This is a genomic window from Amycolatopsis sp. VC5-11, assembly GCF_037034185.1.
Lineage (GTDB): Bacteria > Actinomycetota > Actinomycetes > Mycobacteriales > Pseudonocardiaceae > Amycolatopsis > Amycolatopsis nivea.
Window position 1 is genome coordinate 88468 of record NZ_JBAGKF010000015.1, and the last position, 17433, is coordinate 105900.

The 17433-nt window shown below is 69.0% G+C and carries 14 protein-coding genes; 10 read left to right on the forward strand and 4 right to left on the reverse strand.

What is annotated here, in order from left to right:
• Nucleotides 1–46: 46 nt before the first annotated feature.
• Both WA670_RS33505 and WA670_RS33510 read left to right on the forward strand, forming a co-directional pair.
• Nucleotides 47–769: a FadR/GntR family transcriptional regulator gene (locus WA670_RS33505; protein ID WP_037810150.1), complete on the forward strand. Its 723-nt coding sequence runs from the start codon at nucleotides 47–49 to the stop codon at nucleotides 767–769.
• Between the two features lie 52 nt (nucleotides 770–821).
• Entirely contained in the window at nucleotides 822–2645 is a 1824-nt protein-coding gene (locus WA670_RS33510; protein WP_336160228.1) for a transglycosylase domain-containing protein, read from the forward strand.
• A gap of 1 nt (nucleotide 2646) precedes the next feature.
• Here the strand turns inward: WA670_RS33510 and WA670_RS33515 are convergent, their stop codons facing one another.
• On the reverse strand, nucleotides 2647–3456 hold the full coding sequence (locus WA670_RS33515) for an ABC transporter ATP-binding protein (RefSeq protein WP_037810152.1): 810 nt from the start codon (nucleotides 3454–3456) through the stop codon (nucleotides 2647–2649).
• A 116-nt stretch (nucleotides 3457–3572) separates the two neighbouring features.
• Between WA670_RS33515 and WA670_RS33520 the strand changes: the two genes are divergently transcribed.
• Nucleotides 3573–4904, forward strand: coding sequence for an aminotransferase-like domain-containing protein (locus tag WA670_RS33520; protein ID WP_336160231.1), 1332 nt, complete (start codon nucleotides 3573–3575; stop codon nucleotides 4902–4904).
• A 41-nt stretch (nucleotides 4905–4945) separates the two neighbouring features.
• Here WA670_RS33520 and WA670_RS33525 read toward each other — a convergent pair whose 3' ends face one another.
• Together WA670_RS33525 and WA670_RS33530 are read right to left on the reverse strand one after the other, a co-directional pair.
• A complete protein-coding gene (locus WA670_RS33525; RefSeq protein WP_134665481.1) occupies nucleotides 4946–6907 on the reverse strand; it encodes an SDR family oxidoreductase in 1962 nt (653 codons plus the stop codon).
• Between the two features lie 64 nt (nucleotides 6908–6971).
• Nucleotides 6972–7208, reverse strand: coding sequence for a hypothetical protein (locus WA670_RS33530; protein WP_037810157.1), 237 nt, complete (start codon nucleotides 7206–7208; stop codon nucleotides 6972–6974).
• 180 nt (nucleotides 7209–7388) lie between these two features.
• On the opposite strand from WA670_RS33530, the gene WA670_RS33535 reads away from it, so the two are divergent.
• The gene (locus tag WA670_RS33535; RefSeq protein WP_336160235.1) at nucleotides 7389–8633 is read left to right on the forward strand and encodes an NAD(P)/FAD-dependent oxidoreductase; all 1245 of its coding nucleotides are present in this window, start codon (nucleotides 7389–7391) and stop codon (nucleotides 8631–8633) included.
• Here WA670_RS33535 and WA670_RS33540 read toward each other — a convergent pair.
• Entirely contained in the window at nucleotides 8587–9783 is a 1197-nt protein-coding gene (locus tag WA670_RS33540) for a Bcr/CflA family multidrug efflux MFS transporter (protein WP_336160365.1), read from the reverse strand. The two genes, WA670_RS33535 and WA670_RS33540, sit on opposite strands and share 47 nt — an antisense overlap.
• Before the next feature lie 864 nt (nucleotides 9784–10647).
• Here WA670_RS33540 and WA670_RS33545 point away from each other — a divergent pair.
• From WA670_RS33545 to WA670_RS33570, 6 genes are read left to right on the forward strand one after another with little or no spacing between them, the layout of a single operon-like run.
• Entirely contained in the window at nucleotides 10648–11502 is an 855-nt protein-coding gene (locus WA670_RS33545) for a fumarylacetoacetate hydrolase family protein (RefSeq protein ID WP_037810159.1), read from the forward strand.
• 1 nt (nucleotide 11503) lies between these two features.
• Nucleotides 11504–12805, forward strand: coding sequence for an enolase C-terminal domain-like protein (locus WA670_RS33550; RefSeq protein WP_134665475.1), 1302 nt, complete (start codon nucleotides 11504–11506; stop codon nucleotides 12803–12805).
• Complete coding sequence (locus tag WA670_RS33555) at nucleotides 12802–13560, forward strand: SDR family NAD(P)-dependent oxidoreductase (protein ID WP_037810162.1); 759 nt, start codon at nucleotides 12802–12804, stop codon at nucleotides 13558–13560. The genes WA670_RS33550 and WA670_RS33555 overlap by 4 nt, the downstream gene beginning before the upstream one ends.
• A gap of 39 nt (nucleotides 13561–13599) precedes the next feature.
• Nucleotides 13600–14640: a sugar ABC transporter substrate-binding protein gene (locus WA670_RS33560; protein WP_037810163.1), complete on the forward strand. Its 1041-nt coding sequence runs from the start codon at nucleotides 13600–13602 to the stop codon at nucleotides 14638–14640.
• Nucleotides 14637–16139 (forward strand): sugar ABC transporter ATP-binding protein, encoded by a 1503-nt coding sequence (locus WA670_RS33565; protein WP_037810164.1) that lies wholly within the window; start codon nucleotides 14637–14639, stop codon nucleotides 16137–16139. Before WA670_RS33560 ends, WA670_RS33565 begins: the two co-directional genes overlap by 4 nt.
• Nucleotides 16132–17148: an ABC transporter permease gene (locus WA670_RS33570; protein WP_037810165.1), complete on the forward strand. Its 1017-nt coding sequence runs from the start codon at nucleotides 16132–16134 to the stop codon at nucleotides 17146–17148. Before WA670_RS33565 ends, WA670_RS33570 begins: the two co-directional genes overlap by 8 nt.
• Nucleotides 17149–17433: the final 285 nt, after the last annotated feature.

Below are 17433 nucleotides of genomic sequence, written 5' to 3' on the forward strand. Positions count from 1 at the left end.
TCTTTGCAAAGACTTCTCTGCAATCAGGCAGCATAGAATCGGACAGGTGGAGTCGACCTCGGTGGTGAGCGCGAACGCGGCCCTGTTCCGGCCGGTGCGTGCCGGGAACGCCTTCGAGGAGACCGTCGAGCGGCTGTTGCAGGCGATTCGGCTCGGGGTCGTCGGCGCGGGGGACCGGTTGCCCTCCGAGCGCGAGCTGGCGGAACGGCTCGGCGTGAGCCGGGTGACGCTGCGGGAGGCGATTCGCGCGCTGGCCGACGCCGGGTACGTCGAGTCGCGGCGCGGGCGGTACGGCGGCACGTTCGTGAACGAGAAACTGCCGGAGCCTGCCGAACGGGCGGTCGGCGAGGTGGACGCGGCCGGGCTGGAAGACGCGTTGTGCCTGCGGCATGTCCTGGAGACCGGTGCTGCGGAGGCGGCTGCGGCGCGCACGTTGAGCCCGGCCGATCGGCAGCATCTCACCGGCACCCTCGCGGAAGCGTCGGCGGCCAGTCTCGCCGATTACCGGCGCAAGGATTCGCGGCTGCACCTGGCGATCGCCGAGGTCACCGCGTCCGCGTCGCTCACCAGCACGGTCGCCGACGCGCGGACCAGGGTCAACCAGCTGCTCGACCGGATTCCGCTGCTCGAACCCAATCTGGAGCATTCGAACGCGCAGCACGAGGCGATCGTCGACGCGATCCTGGCCGGCGATCCGGTCGCCGCGCGGCAGGCGATGGCCGAGCACATCGAGGGCACCGCGTCCTTGCTTCGCGCGTTCCTCTCGTGATCAATTCACCGGGTCGACAGAACCTTGTCACTAGTTCAGCCGTCCTCCATTCGTGGAGCCAGCCCCGGAGAGTGAGCAATCCGCTGTTGCCCGTAGCACGTGGCGCCGCATCCGCAAGGGTGCCTACTACCTGACCGGCTTCGCGGTCGGCGTGCCGCTGATCGCGTTCTGGATCGCCTACCTGCTGCTGGACGTCCGCAGTCCGCAGGACGTCCTCGCCTCGCTCGGCAAAACCGTCACGCTGAAGTACGCCGACGGCAGCGAGCTGCTGCGTATCGTGCCCCCGGAAGGCGACCGGCGGTTCGTGCCGTTCGACCAGATCCCGCAGAAGCTGCGCGACGCCATCGTCGCCACGGAAGACCCGACCTTCTGGGCCAACTCCGGCTTCGACCCGACCGGGATCGGCCGCGCGTTCCTGACCGGCGTCGGCGGCGGGTCCGGGATCACCCAGCAGTACATCAAGAAGTCGACCGGCGACGAGGATTCGACGCTCTCCCGGAAAATGCAGGAACTCGTGCTCGCCACGAAGATCACCCAGGAGCAGAGCAAGGAACAGATCTTCGAGAGCTACGTCAACATCATCTCCTTCGGCCGCAACACTTTCGGCCCGGCGGCGGCGATGAACGCGTTCTTCGGCCGCCCGCTGGACAACAGCATCACCTGGAGCGAAGCCGCGTTCCTGGCCGGGATGATCCAGTCGCCGTCGGTGCACGATCCGGCGGTGTCCGGCGACGAACACGCGGCGAAACGCTGGCGGTACGTGCGCGACAAGCTGGTCGAGCGGGGCTATCTCAAGAACTCCGACGGCATGGCTTATCCCGGCGCGGAGATCAAGCCGCCTGCCGAAACCCGGGTGAGCCTGAATTACGACCAGTACCACCTCAAACAGCGGGTGCTCACTGAACTGGAGACCGCCGGGTTCTCGCTTTCCCGGTTGCAGCAAGGGAATCTGACCGTCCAGACCACCCTGGACCCAGGGTTGCAGACCGCCGCGCACGCCGCGCTGAGCGACCGGTTGAAGGGCGAACCAGCGGAGTTCCGCGGTGCCCTGGTGGCCGTCGATCCGGCCAGCGGTGCGGTGCGGGCGTACGACGGCGGCAACCAGGGCGTCCGAGATTATGCGGCAACCGGCCATCCGCTCGGGTCCGCGTTCTACCCGTTCACTGCGGCGGCCGGCTTGAAGAACGGGATGTCGCTGGACGAGAAAGTGGCTGCTCCCCGGGAGATCCAGTACCTCGGCGAGAAGTTCGACTATCCGCCGAAGTGCCCGCAGCCGTGCACCTTGCGCACCGCGTTGACGTCCGGGGCGGACACGCCGTTCATCACGGTCTCGAAGAAGATCGGCGTCGACGAGGTGAGCGAGGCGGCCCGGTCAGCCGGAATCCCGGACGAGGTGGACGGCGCGCCGACCATGCGCGAACACGACGGCGCCACGATCGGCTCGGGCATCGTCGTCGGCCGGTACCCGATGCGGCCGCTCGACGTCGTCGGGGCGTACGCGACCTATGCCGCCAACGGGATGCACGCGCCGGTGCACCTTGTGGACAAGGTGCTCGACCAGTCCGGGAAAGTCGTGTGGCAGCACGAAAACCAACCGGTCTCCGCCGTTCCGGAGCGGGTCGCGCAGGACTTGACGTCCGTTCTGCAGACGACGTTGCCGGACGGTCGCGCGGCGGCTCTGCGCACGGGCGAGTTCGAGCGCGGCAATTCGCGCGACAACCAGGACGCCTGGGCGGTCGGCTACACACCGCAGCTGGCGACGGCGGTGTGGCTCGGCACCGATGACAACCGCAAGCTGCTCGACGCGACGGGCAAGAAGGTGACGGGTTCGTCGGTACCGGCGGACGTGTGGCGGTCGTTCATGTCCCGCCGCTGAATCACGCCGCGCGGCGGCTGACCTTCGGGATCACCATCGGGCTCCCGCTCTCCGGGCACTCCATCACCCGGCACGGCAGCTCGAAAATCCGCTCCACGTTCTCCGCCGTCACGACCTCCTCCGGCGTCCCGGTGGCCAGCACCTTCCCGTCGCGCATCGCGATCAGGTGCGTCGCGTACCGGGCCGCGTGGTTGAGGTCGTGCAGCACCGCGACCAGCGTGCGGCCCTGTTCGCTGTGCAGGGTCGCGCAGAGGTCGAGGATGTCGAGCTGGTGCGCGATGTCCAGGTACGTCGTCGGCTCGTCGAGCAGCAGCAGGTCGGTCTGCTGGGCCAGCGCCATCGCCATCCAGACGCGCTGGCGCTGCCCGCCGGACAGTTCGTCGACCATGCGCTCGGCGAGGTCGTCGACGCCGGTCGCGCGCATCGAATCGGCGACCACCGTCGCGTCCTCGCGGGACCATTGGCGCAGCAGTTTCTGGTGCGGGTACCGGCCGCGGGCGACGAGGTCGGACACGGTGATCCCGTCCGGCGCGATCGAGCTTTGCGGCAGCAGGCCGAGCCGCCGCGCGACCTCCTTCGCGCCGTAGCTGGAGATCACCTCGCCGTCGAGGTAGACCGAGCCCGCGCGCGGCTTCAGCATCCTGGCGAGCGCGCGCAGCAGCGTGGTCTTGCCGCAGGCGTTGGGGCCGACGATGACCGTGAACGACTTGTCCGGGATGACCACGCCGAGCCGTTCGGCGACCGTGCGGCCGTCGTAGGCCAGCGTCAGGTCCTCGGCGTGCAGTCGGGTGTCTTCGCTCGTCCGTGCCACACAGGTAAGGCTAACCTAGTGACCCTCGTCCGGGGAGTTCCGTGGGTCGCATTAGCGAACAGTGACCGGCCGGTGCCATGATGCGTCCGGGAGAATCCCGGCAGAGCGAGGGTGGGATGGACGACTACCGCGTCGTCGCGGACGAACTCGCCGCCGACATCGAAGCCGGCCGGCTGCGGCCCGGCGACCGGCTGCCGCCGCAGCGCCGGTTCGCGCGCGACCGCGGCATCGCCGGCTCCACCGCGGCCCGCGTGTACGGCGAACTCGTCCGCCGCGGCCTGGCGGTCGGCGAGGTCGGCCGGGGCACCTTCGTGCGCGCGGCGAAGCCCGGCCCGGAACCGGCGCTGTCCGAACCCGGCGACGCGCGCGTGGATCTCGAACTCAACTTCGCCGTGCTGCCGACCCAATCGGCCAAACTGGCGCAGGCGCTCGAACCCGTCTTGCGCGCGGACGTCTTCACCGACGCCCTGCATCCGCTCGGCGCGGCTGGCACGAAGGCGGTCCGCGAGGCGGCAGTCTCGATGCTCGCCCGGGGTACTTGGCAGCCGGATCCGGACCAGGTGCTGGTCGCGGGAAACGGACGGCAGGGCATCGCCGCAGCGCTCGCGGCGTTCGTGCCGACCGGCGAGCGGCTGGCGGTCGAATCCCTGACCTATCCGGTGGTCAAGGCCGCGGCGACCCGGCTCGGCATCGAGCTGGTGCCGATCGAAACCGACGCGCACGGCCTGGTCCCGGCCGCGCTCGCGGCGAGCGCTCCGGTGCGGGCGCTGTACGTCCAGCCGACCCTGCACAACCCGCTCGGCACCACGATGCCGCCGCGGCGCCGCGCCGAACTGGCCGAGACCGTCCGCAGGCTGGACCTGCCGGTGATCGAGGACGGCATCTACACGTTCCTCCGTCCGGACACCGAACCGCTCGCCGCGCTGATGCCGGAGCGGACGGTGTTCGTGGACAGCCTGTCGAAACGCGTCGCGCCCGGGCTCACCGCCGGGTTCCTCGTGGCACCGCCGCCGTGGGTCGCGCGGCTGGCGAGCGCGATCCGGTCCGGCGGCTGGTCGGCGTCGCGGTTCTCGGTGGAGGCGGCGCGGCGGTGGATCACCGGCGGCGTGCTCGCGGAGGTCGAAGCGGCGAAACGCGCGGACGCCGGGGTGCGGGCCCGGATTGTCGCGGAGCGGCTGGCGGGTTTCCAGGTGTACGGCGACGCCTCGGCCTACCACCGGTGGTGGGTGCTGCCGGACCAGTGGCGGGCCGAGACCTTCGTGGCCGCCGCTGCTCGCCGGGGAATCGCGTTGTCCCCGGCGGCGGCGTTTTCGGTAGTGCCTGGGCACGCGCCGAACGCGGTGCGGATCGCGGTGTCCGCGCCCTCGGAGGAGACGTTGGCGAGTGCGTTGGACGTGCTGGCCGGGCTGGCCAGCGGATCGCCGGACGACCTGCTGGTGGACTCGTGAGTGTCGTTCGGTTCTCACCGTGCTGAACACTCACGACGTCCTTAGGCCTTTCGTCGCCAGACCAGCCGCGTCAGCGTCGCCGCGACCTTTGCCGAAGCGGGCTGGCGGGGCAGCTTTTTGGCTTCCGGCGCGGATTCCGGCATCACCCGGTAGACGAGGTGCGCCGCGAACCGCGCGAGGTCCGGCGCTGCCAGCGAGGCCAGTTCCGCGGCCCGGCCCTCGGGGAGGCTCAGGATCTGCGGCCGCCGTTCGATCGCCTTCACCACCAGCGCCGCGGCGCGTTCCGGCGAACTCGCGGGCAGCCCGCGGTACGACCCGGTCGGCGCGATCATGTCCGTGCGCACCAACGGCATCCGGACCGAGGAGAACGTGACGCCGTCGGACAGCGTCTCGCGCCCGGCGGTCAGGCTGAACTCCTCGAGCGCGGCTTTTGAAGCCAGGTAAGCGGAAAACCGCGGGGTGTCGGTCTGCAGGCCCTGCGTGGTGACGTTCACGATGTGGCCGAACCGGCGTTCGGTCATCGACGGCAGCAGGCCGAGGATCAGCCGTACCGGACCGAAGTAGTTGATGGCCATGGTGCGTTCGTAGTCGTGGAACCGTTCCGTCGACAGCTGCACCGAGCGTCGGATGGAGCGTCCGGCGTTGTTCACCAAGACGTCCACTGCGCCGTGGTCGGCGAGGACCGCCTTCACGAGACCGTCAACCGCGTCGCCGTCAGTGAGGTCGCACGGGTACGTCGCTGCTTCGCCGCCTGCTGCGGTAATCTCGCTACGCACGTCTTCGAGTTCTTCGGCACGGCGCGCGATGAGAAGCACCTTCGCACCGCGTCGCGCGACAGCGAGCGCGCTCGCGCGGCCAATGCCCGACGACGCACCGGTAATGAGGACAACGCGTCCTTCAAGCCCTGGGCGGCGAGCGTGGTCCGGATCGAGATGCGCGCGCCAGTAGCGGTAGAGCGGTTCTGCGTAGTCGCGAAGCTCGGGAAGGTGGACGCCGCTGCCGTACAGCTCCGAAGTGGTGCGCGCGGTGTCGAACTCCACCTCCATGTTCAGGTGGGGGAGTACTTCGAGCGGAATTCCCAGTTCGGTCAACACTGCTGCGCGCGTCGCACGTCCAGTCGGCAGGCGGTCGACAGCGGTCGCGAGGCGAGACGCTGTGCTGCGAAGCAGACCGGACGGCACCGTCGTGCGTACGCGCGGCGCTCCGGCAACGCGGGCGAAGGCGTTGTAGACCTCGTGCAGCTTCTGCGGTCGCGGCGAAGCGAGGTGATACGTACTGCCCGAAGGCGCTTCGCGGTGCATGAGGTTTTCCATCGCGGCGACGACGTAGTCGACCGGGACGAGGTTGGTGGCCCCGAAATCGGGCGCGGCGAGCGGCAGCTGCTTCGGCAGCGCGGCAAGACGCGAGATGGCGGGCAGGAAGTAGTACGGACCGTCGATCTTGTCCATCTCACCGGTGCGCGAATCGCCGACGACCGCGGAGGGCCGGTAGACGCGGAACGGCACGTCGGACTGCGCGCGGACCAGCTTCTCGGCCTCGAACTTCGTGGCGTGATACGGAGAACTGAACGACTGTCCGAGGTCGAAATCGGCTTCGGTGAAGCGGCCGGCGTGATCGCCCGCGACGGCGATCGACGACACGTGGTGCAGCAGCCCCGCGCCCGCAGCCGCGGCGAAGGCGAGCAGGTTCCGGGTGCCCTCGACGTTCGCGGCCTGGTTCGCCGCGTCGTCGGCGGTGAAGTCGTAGACCGCGCCGAGGTGGACGACGTGGTCGACCCCGTCGTAGCCGGCCGGGTCGAGGCCCAGCAGCGGTTCGGTGAGGTCGCCGACGGCGGGGACCAGGCGGTCGGCGTTCGGCCAGTCCCGCGCCAACGCGGCCAGGCGGTCGCGCGAGGTGTTGCGGACGAGCACGTGGACGGCGGTCGTGTCCCGCCGCGAGAGCAAGCGGGCGACCAGGCGCTTCCCGAGGAAGCCCGTCGCGCCCGTGACGAAGTAGGTGGTCATGGCCGGCACCTTTCGGGGTCTGCGGGTGCCGACTCTACCTACTCATGAGTAGGAACGGTAGTTGTCAGTCGGTTCCGGTGCGTCGCGCCGACGTCGCGGTGGCCACCACGGCGTCGCGCAGGGCCGCGCGCAGCCGCCCGACCTCCAGCGGCCCCAGCACGGCCGCCTCTCCCGGCGGCGCGACCAGGACGACTTTGTCGTCGCTGCTCACGAACACCGTCACGTCGCGCCGCCTGCCCGCCAGGTCCCGGCAGCCGACCGTCCACTCGTTCCGCACCGCACTGTCGTCCCGCGCTGTCACGGCCCTCGCCTTCCGATCACGTAGCACCCGTGTCCTTCGTGCGGGGGTGTGACCGCGCCCTCCGCGGCGGCTTACGCCGGTTCACCCGAATTGCCTACCGGCCGGTTTTCCACGGGGTGTGACCAGCCGCATACCGGAGTAGCGTCGGCCACCGCACGCCGCGGGCACTCAGGAGGACGCATGTCGGAACCTCGGAAAATCGTCATCGTCGGAGCCGGACTGGCCGGCGCCACCGCGGCGGCGACAGTGCGAGAACGCGGTTTCGACGGCGAGATCCTGCTGCTGGGAACGGACACGCACCGGCCGTACGAGCTGCCGCCGCTGTCGAAGGCAGTACTGCTAGGCAACGCCGACGAACCCGACTGGGTGCGCGAAGAGGGCTACTGGAGCGAGCACGACATCCGGCTGCTCTCCGGCACCACCGCAACCCGGGTTGAACTGGGTGCCCGACTGGTCCTCGACGACGCTGGCGACGAACACCGCTACGACCGCCTGGTCTTAGCGACCGGCTCGCACCCGCGGACACTGAAGGTGCCCGGCGGCGACCTCCCCGGCCTCTACACGCTTCGCACTCTCGACGACTCCCTGCGGCTGCGCGCGGCCTTCGAAGCTGCGAAGCGCGTCCTGATTGTCGGCGCGGGTTGGATTGGTACTGAAGCCGCCGCTGCCGCGCGTACGCATGGTGCCGAGGTGACTGTGGTCGCCCCGGAGAAGCTGCCGCTCGCGAACGTGTTGGGCGACGAAGTGGCCGGAGCGTTCTACCGCCTGCACGAAGAACACGGTGTGCAGTGGCGCCTCGGCGAAGGTGTCGCAGCGATCACCGGTGACACCGCAGCGACCGGCGTCCGACTGTCGAGCGGCGAAGAGCTGTACGCCGACGTTGTCCTTATCGCCGTCGGCGCGGCCCCGAGCGTCGAACTGGCGCACGCCGCCGGTCTCGAGCTGGCAGACGACGGCGGTGTCGATGTCGACGCAGGTCTGCGTACAGCGGCACCTGACGTTTACGCGATCGGCGACATCGCTTCGCAGTTCCATCCGCGCTACGGCCGCCGCGTACGCGTCGAGCACTGGGCGACAGCGCGTACGCAAGGCGAGCACGTGGCGGCCAACCTCTTTGGTGCGAACGAGCCGTACTTGAACAGCCCGTACTTCTTCTCCGACCAATACGACCCAGACCGCGGCGGCCCGGCGATCGGGTGCGAATACCGCGGCCTGCCCGTCTTGGACCGAGACCGCGTCGTCGTGCGCGGCGACCTCGCGAGCTACGACTTCACGGCGTTCTGGGTGACCCCGGAGAGCGAGGTCTCGGCCGCGATGAACGTCAACCAGTGGGACGACGGGGACGCGCTGCAAAAGCTGGTCGACGAACGCATCGCGGTCACCGACGACCAGCTGCGGAGCGGAAATCTCGCCGATCTGGGCTGACCGCCAGCGTCGCGAACGACAGCCAAGCGACCACCCCGAACCCGGCCATCACCGCGGTCATCGGCACCGCCGTGCCCGGCCCGCCGAGCCCAACCAGCGGCGTCGCGATCCCGCCGATCGCGAACTGCAGCACGCCCAGCAGCGCCGACGCCGACCCCGCCGTGCGCGCGTGCCCCGCCAGCGCGAGCGAACTGGCGTTCGGGTTGATGATTCCGATGCAGGAAACCATGAGCAGCAACGGAATCAGCAACGCAGGCAACGGCAGCCGCATGACCGCGGCCGTCAGCGTGGCCAGACCGGAGAGGGTCGACACCGTCAGCCCCGTGCGCAGCAGCGTCCGTTCGGGGAACCGGCCGACGAGCCACCCGTTCAGCTGCCCAGCGAGCACGATGCCCACCCCGTTGAGCCCGAAGACGACGCTGTATTCCTGCGGACTCAGCCGGTAAACGTCCTGCAACGCGAACGACGATCCCGAGATGTACGCGAACAACGCGGCGAAATTCAACCCGGCGGTGAGCGCGTAACCAAGGAACGTGCGGTCGGTGAGCAGGTGCCAATAAGTCCGAAGCACCCCGCCCAGCCGCGCCGGATGCCGCCGCTCGACCGGCAACGGTTCCGGCAGCGCGAACGCGACCGCCGCGAGCAACAGCACACCGAACCCGGTAAGGACAACGAACACCCCGCGCCAGGAGGTGAAGGTGAGCAACTGCCCGCCGAGCACCGGGGCAAGGATCGGCGCGAGACCGTTGACCAGCAGGAGAAGCGAGAAGAACTTCGTCATCGCCGTGCCGGTGTAGAGATCGCGGACGGTCGCGCGGGCGATCACGATCCCCGCCGCCGCGCCGAGCGCCTGGATGCTCCGCGCCGCGATCAGCAGCTCAACGCCCGGACTCACCGCCGCCGCGACCGACCCGACGATGTACAGCCCCAGCCCGACCAGCAACGGCCGCCGCCGCCCGAAGGAATCCGACAACGGCCCAGCGATGATCTGCCCGACCGCGAGCCCGACGACGAAGGCGGTGAGCGTCAGTTGGACGGTGGTGTCGGAGGCCTGGAAATCACCCGCCATCCGGGGGAGAGCGGGGAGGTACATGTCGATGGAGAGCGGGCCGAAGGCGGAGAGACCGCCGAGAATGAGGAGACGTCGGATCTTGCCCTGGCGGGGGTGCTCGGGGAGGGTGACGGAGTGTTCGAGGGAGGGATATTCCGCGCTGGCTGCGGTGGGGTGGTCGGCTGCGGAGTAGTCCGGGGTGGGGTGGTTTGCCGCGGTTTGATCCGCTGCGGAGTGGCCGGGCGCGGAGTGATCCGCGGTGGAGGGTTCGGCCACGGAATGCTCCGCGTCGGAGTATTCCGTGGCGGAGTGGTCTGCCGTGGAGTGATCGGGCGTCGAATGATCCGTCACGGATCGCTGAGCCCTGGAATGCTCCGCGCCGGAGGCACCAGCGGCGGAGTATTCAGCTCCGGAATGATCCGACGTCACGCGGTCCGCCGTGGAGTGATCCGTCGCGGAATGATCAAGAGCCACCTGATCGTCCGCCGAATAATTAGCAGCGGAGCGTTCCGGAGCGAGCATCCACGAGCCGTCCGGCAACGGCACTGCCCGCTCATCGGCACACGATTCGACGTCCGCGCCGTCCGCCGGAGCGTCGGCCGTGTTCGGGTCTTCCCGGCGATCGGGCCGGTTCTTGTCGCTGGGCTCGTGCACATCGTCCTCGTCGACGCCCCGCCCGACTTCCGTGTCGGAGCTGTCCCAGGCCCCCTCCGCTTCCTCCCAGCTTCTGTCGCCGCTCGCCCGTCCCCGCGGCCCAGCCGCATCCCCAATCGCCATCCGCGCCGCACCGTCTCCCTCGCTCTGACGGGACCACCCCGCCACGACGAGTGTCCGTTATCCGCCCGCCAGCCCGGTGATCGGATCAATTTCCGCACCAAATCCCGCTTCCCTCTAGATCTGTGCCCTCCGGTGCGCTATACATCGGATGTATCGCGAGAACGGTGTCGAGAGAGGGGTTCGTCCGTGCGGTTTGTGCGTCTCGGGGCAGCGGGGGCTGAGCGTCCGTTCGTCCGTGCCGGTGACGGCACCCTCCACGACCTCTCCGGGGTCACGCCGGACATCGACGGCGCGTTCCTCGCCGGCGACGGGCTGGCCAAGGCCGCGCGGGCGCTCGGAGCCGGGGAACTGCCGGTCGCCGACGGGGCCGGGCTGCGGGTCGGCGCGCCGATCGCCGCGCCGGGCAAGATCGTCTGCATCGGCATGAACTACCGCCGCCACGCCGAGGAAACCGGCGCGGCCGTGCCGACCGAACCGGTGCTGTTCATGAAGGCGCCCGACGTGATGGTCGGACCGTTCGACGAGGTGCTCGTCCCGCGCGGCTCCACGGCCACCGACTGGGAGGTCGAACTCGGCGTCGTCATCGGGAAAACCGCGCGGTATCTGGAAAGCGCGGACGAAGCACTGGCGCACGTCGCCGGGTATGTCGTGTCCAACGACGTCTCCGAGCGCGATTTCCAGCTGAACCGCGGCGGCCAGTGGGACAAGGGCAAGAACTGCGAGACCTTCAACCCGCTCGGCCCGGAACTCGTGACCGCCGACGAAATCCCCGACCCGCAGGCGCTCGGCCTGCGCACCTGGGTCAACGGCGAGAAGGTGCAGGATTCGTCCACAAAGGACATGGTGTTCGGCGTCGCCGAGATCATCCGTTACCTGAGCCAGTTCATGGTGCTGCACCCCGGCGACCTGATCAACACCGGCACCCCGGAGGGCGTCGCGCTCGGGCAGCCGGAGCCGAAGCCGTACCTGCGCGCGGGCGACGTCGTCGAACTGGAAATCGACGGCCTCGGCAAGCAGCGCCAGACCTTCGGGCAGGCCTGACATGGCGAAAATCGTGGCCATGGAGGTCCGGGACGTCCGCTTCCCGACGTCGCGCGACCTCGACGGTTCGGACGCGATGAACCCGGATCCGGACTATTCGGCGGCCTACGTCGAATTGCACACCGATGCCGGACCGGATGGTTACGGCCTCGCGTTCACCATCGGCCGGGGCAACGACGTGCAGGCCGCCGCGATCCGTGCGCTCGCGCCGCATGTGGTCGGCCGCGATGTTCCTGAAGACGCAGAAGCGCTCGGTGCGCTCTCACGGGCTTTGGTCGGCGACTCCCAATTCCGTTGGCTGGGACCGGAAAAAGGCGTGGCACACATGGCGATCGGCGCGATCGTCAACGCCGCGTGGGACCTCGCCGCACGGCGGGCCGGACTTCCTTTGTGGAAGTTCGCGTCGCGGATGACGCCGGAGGAGCTGGTGTCCCTTGTGGACTTCCGCTACCTCTCCGACGCGCTCACCGAAGAGGAAGCGCTCGACATCTTGCGCGCCGCCGAGCCCGGGAAAGCAGAGCGGATCGCCAAGCTCGAAGCTGACGGGTATCGCGCGTACAGCACGTCGGCGGGCTGGCTCGGCTACTCCGACGCGAAACTGGTTCGGCTGGCCGAACAAGCCGTCGCCGACGGTTTCGAGATGATCAAACTGAAGGTCGGTGGGAATCTCGAAGACGACGTCCGGCGAATGAAGCTGGCCCGCGAGACTGTCGGCCCGGACATCCGGATCGCGGTCGACGCGAACCAGCGCTGGGATGTCGCGACGGCAGTGTCGTGGATGACTGCGCTGGCACCGTTCGATCCATATTGGATTGAAGAGCCGACCTCGCCGGACGATGTTCTTGGCCATGCGGCCATCGCGAAGGCGCTCGCACCGATCAAGGTCGCCACCGGCGAGCATGTCCAGAACCGCGTGGTGTTCAAGCAATTGCTGCAGGCTAACGCGATCGACGTGCTGCAGCTGGACGCCGCACGCGTCGGCGGGGTGAACGAGAATCTAGCGATCCTGTTGCTGGCAGCCAAATTCGGCGTCCCGGTGTGTCCGCACGCCGGTGGGGTCGGATTGTGCGAACTGGTGCGGCATCTGTCCATGTTCGACTTCGTGGCAGTGTCCGGTTCGGAGAGTGACCGGTCCATCGAATGGGTCGACCACCTGCACGACCACTTCACCGACCCGGCCGTCGTGCGCGACGGCCGCTACCTGGCCCCGACCGCACCGGGCTTTTCCGCGCGCATGCACGACGCTACGCTGCGCCGGTTCAGCTTCCCGGACGGTCCTGAATGGACGGAGAACGCGCAGTGAGCGAATTCGACGGCCTGGTCGCCGCGGTCACCGGCGGAGCTTCGGGCATCGGCCTGGCCACGGCGAACCTGCTGGCCCAGCGCGGCGCGCAGGTGGCCGTGCTCGACCTCAAGACCGACGAGGTGCCCGGGCCGCTGGCCGGATTCCGCTGCGACGTGACGTCCGATGCCGAGGTTCGCGCCGCCGTCGACGCGGTGGCCGAACGCTTCGGCCGGCTCGACATCCTGATCAACAACGCGGGAATCGGCGCGCAGGGCGACGTCACCGCGAATGACGACGACGAGTGGCACCGCGCGTACGACGTGAACGTGGTCGGCATGGTGCGCACGGCCCGGGCTGCCTTGCCGCACTTGAAAAACTCGCCTGCGGCAGCGGTCGTGAACACGTGCTCGATCGCCGCGTGGGCCGGGCTGCCTGCGCGGGCGCTGTACTCGGCAACGAAGGGCGCGGTGCTGTCACTGACCCTCGCGATGGCCACCGATCACCTGCCGGACCGGATCCGCGTCAACTGCGTGTGCCCCGGCACCGCGGACACCCCGTGGGTCGGCAGGCTGCTCGACACCGCCGCGGACCCCTCGGCCGAGCGGGAGGCGCTCGCCGCCCGCCAGCCGATGGGACGGCTGGTGACCGCGGACGAGGTTGCGAACGCGATCGCGTACCTGGCCAGCCCGCTTTCGGCATCGACTACCGGCACCGCGCTCGCGGTGGACGGCGGCATGTACGGCCTGCGCCCGCGCGGACCCGTGCAGAACTGATCTGCTTAGCCAACAAGGCCTGTCATCAAGGAGGATGCGGTGCGTACGAAGGTGATCCGGCTGGCCGCCGCGGTGGCCGCCTGCGGTTTGGTGCTCGGTGCGTGCGGGTCCACTAAGGACAAACCGGCGGCAGCGGCGAGCGGCGGCGGCACCGGCAAGGTCGGGGCGACGCTGCCCCTGCTGACCTCGCCGTTCTGGCAGGCCTACAACAAATACGTGCCGCAGATGGCGAAGGAGCAGGGCCTCGACGCGCTGCCCACGGTGAACGCCGACAGCGACCCGGCGAAGCTCATCACCGACATCGGCACGCTGCTCAGCCAGGGCGTGAAGGGCCTCGTCGTCACCCCGCTCGACTCGGCCGCGGTCGTCGCCGGGCTGAAGCAGGCCGAGAACAAGGGCGTCCCGGTGGTCGCGGTGGACGTTGCGCCGGAAAGCGGCAAGGTCGCGATGGTGGTGCGCGCGGACAACAAGGCGTACGGAACCAAGGCGTGCGAGGAAATCGGCAAGCGCGTGAAGAGCGGCAAGGTCGTGCAGGTGATGGGCGACCTCGCGTCGGTCAACGGCCGAGACCGGTCGGCGGCGTTCCGCGAGTGCATGAAGCAGAAGTACCCGGACGTCAAGGTCCTCGAGGTCGCCGCGGAATGGAAGGCGGACAAGGCTTCGTCCGGTTTGGACAGTCTGCTGACCGCGAACCCGGACATCAAGGGCGTGTACATGCAGGCGGGCGGCGTCTACCTCGCGCCGACCGAGCAGGCGCTCAAGCGCAAGAACCTGTTCTTCCCGGTCGGCGACCCGAAGCACGTGGTGCTGGTGAGCAACGACGGCATCCCGCAGGAGCTCACCGCGATCCGCAACGGCGAACTGGACGCGACCGTCTCGCAGCCTGCCGACGCCTACGCCAAGTACGGGATGTACTGGCTCAAGAAGGCGATGGCGGGCGAGACGTTCAAGCCCGGCCCGACCGACCACGACTCCACGATCGTCGAGATCAGCCCCGGCATCCTGGAAGACCAGCTGCCCGCGCCGGTCGTGACCAAGGACAACGTGGACGACAAAGCGTTGTGGGGTAACAACCTGTGAGCGCGCCGGTAGTGCAGGCGGACGGCGTCGGGAAGCGGTACGGGCCCACCGTGGCGCTGCACGACGTCAGCCTCACCGTGCGGCCCGGCGAGTCACACGCACTCGTCGGCCGCAACGGGGCGGGCAAGTCCACGCTGGTGTCCATCCTCACCGGACTGTCCGAAACGGACACCGGCAGCGTTTCCTTCGGCGGCGTACCGGCACCTTCCTTGTCCAAACAGGACGACTGGAAGGCGCACGTGGCGTGCGTGTACCAGCACGCGATGGTGGTGCCGCAGCTGACCGTCGCGGAGAATCTGTTCCTGAACCGGCAGGCCCGGGGCGGATTCGCGATCGGCTGGAAGAAGCTTCGCCGGCAGGCACGGGAGCTGCTGGACTCGTGGGACGTACGGGTCGATGTGGACACTCCGGCGGGCGATCTGTCCGTTGAGGACCGTCAGTTCGTCGAGATCGCCCGCGCGTTGAGTTACGGTGCCCGGTTCATCGTGCTGGACGAACCGACCGCGCAGCTGGACAGCCAAGCCATCGAGCGGCTCTTCGAGCGCATGCGGCAGATGCAGGAGAACGGGGTCACGTTCCTGTTCATCTCGCACCACCTGCACGAGGTTTACGAGGTGTGCCAAGCGGTTACCGTCCTGCGCGACGCCCGTCACGTGCTCACCGCACCCGTCGAGGAGGTCAGCCGCGCGGCACTGGTCGACGCGATGACGGGGGAGCAGGGCGGCCTCGCCGTCCGCGACGCCGCCACCCGCGACCCGCTCGCGGTCGACGCCGAAGAGGTCCTCGCCGTAGATGACCTCTCCGGCGACGGATTCCACGACGTCTCGCTACGGATCCACCGCGGTGAGGTCGTCGGACTCGCGGGCAGCAACGCAAGCGGCAAGCACCAGGTAGCCGAGACGGTCTACGGCCTGCGGAAGCCCGCATCAGGAACCGTTGCGGTAAACGGAAAATGCCTGCCCTCCGGTGACATTACTGCTGCCCTGCGCGCAGGCATCGGCTGTGTCCCGCGGGACCGGCACCACGAAGGTCTGGTGCTGGAACACTCCATTATGGACAATGCGACCCTGTCGGTGCTCGACCGGATGGGCCGCGCCGGTCTGGCGTCCCCGAAGGCCCGCCGCGAACGCGGATCGCGCGCCCTGGCCGACTACGACATCGTCGCGGCCGGCCCGGACCAGCCGGTTTCGGATCTGTCCGGCGGGAACCAGCAGAAAGTCGTGCTCGCCAGGGCTCTGGAGAGCGATCCGCGCGTGGTGGTGCTGATCAACCCCACCGCGGGAGTGGATGTGAAGTCGAAGGAGGCCCTGCTCGCGGTCGTGGACCGGGTGCGGGCCGAGGGGAAGGCGGTGCTGCTCGTGAGCGACGAGCTGGACGACCTGCGCCTGGCCGACCGGGTGCTGGTGCTGCGCGCCGGCGAGGTGGCCGCCGTTCACCAGGCCGGCTGGTCCGACGGGGACCTGGTGGCGGATATCGAAGGAGTCGGGCTCCATGACTGACCTGATGAGCGACCCGCAGACGGCGCTGCCCGCGGTCCGGCCGAAACGCCGGAAGTCGGCGTGGCTGCGCGAACTGGCGCTGCTGCCCGCGCTCGTGGTGGTGTTCGTGATCGGCGGGCTGATCAGCGACACGTTCTTCACCTTCGACAACATCATCAGCATCCTTTCCGCGGCGGCCGCGTTGTCGCTGGTCGTGCTGGGCGAGTCGCTGGTGCTGCTGACCGGCAAGTTCGACCTGTCGCTGGAATCCACGATGGGCATCGCCCCTGCGATCGGCGCGATGCTGGTCATTCCCGCGGCGTCGTCCGGCTTCGGCACCGAATGGCCTTCGGTGCTCGGCCTGGTGGCGATCCCCGTGGTGGGTGCCTTGATCGGCTTCGTGAACGGCTTCCTGATCGTGAAGCTGAAGCTGAACGCGTTCATCGTGACGCTGGCGATGCTGACAGTCCTGCGCGGAACCCAGATCGGCACGACGAACGGCAAGACGCTGTTCGACCAGTTGGACGCGTTCACCGCGCTGGCGACCACGACGTTTGCCGGCTTGCCGATGTCAGTCTGGCTCGCCGCGGCCCTGTTCGTGCTCTTCGGGCTGGGCTTGCGATACCACCGAGTCGGCCGCTCCCTGTACGCGATCGGCGGCAACCGAGAAGCCGCGCGGGCCGCGGGCATCCGAGTGGACCGGATTTCGTGGGCGGTGTTCGTGGTGGCCGGAGTGCTGGCTGCGATCGGCGGCCTGGCATACACCGGCTACGTCGGCGCCCTCGGCGCTGACCAGGGCGACGGCCTGATCCTCCAGGTCTTCGCCGCAGCGGTCATCGGCGGTGTCTCCCTGGACGGCGGGCGAGGCACGCTGGTCGGGGCGCTGACCGGGGTGCTGTTGCTGCAGTCGGTGGACAGCCTGCTGCGCATCGCCCAGGTCCCGGCGGAATGGCTGAAGGCGATTTACGGAGGGATCATTTTGATCGCCTTGATCATCAGCCGGTACGCGGGCGGAAAGCCCCAGACCTGATCGGCGGAGGTTCGGTGATCATCCGACCTTATGGGGGCTTGCGCTCGGCCTGGTCGGCGGCTTCGTCTCCGACCTCGCTGCCGCCGGGGCCGGGGTGGCCGCTGCCGTCGGGTTCGGTGGGCGAGCGATTGGCTGGTGCCAGTGCCAGTGCCAGTGCCAGTGCCAGTGCCGGTGCCGCGACTGGTGCCGGTGCCGTTGCTGCCAGTTGCGCTCCCGTTTCCGCCGCACGGCCCTTCGCCTCCGCTGGTGGTGCGGCGGAAGCAACCTCCGCATCACCAGCGCCGG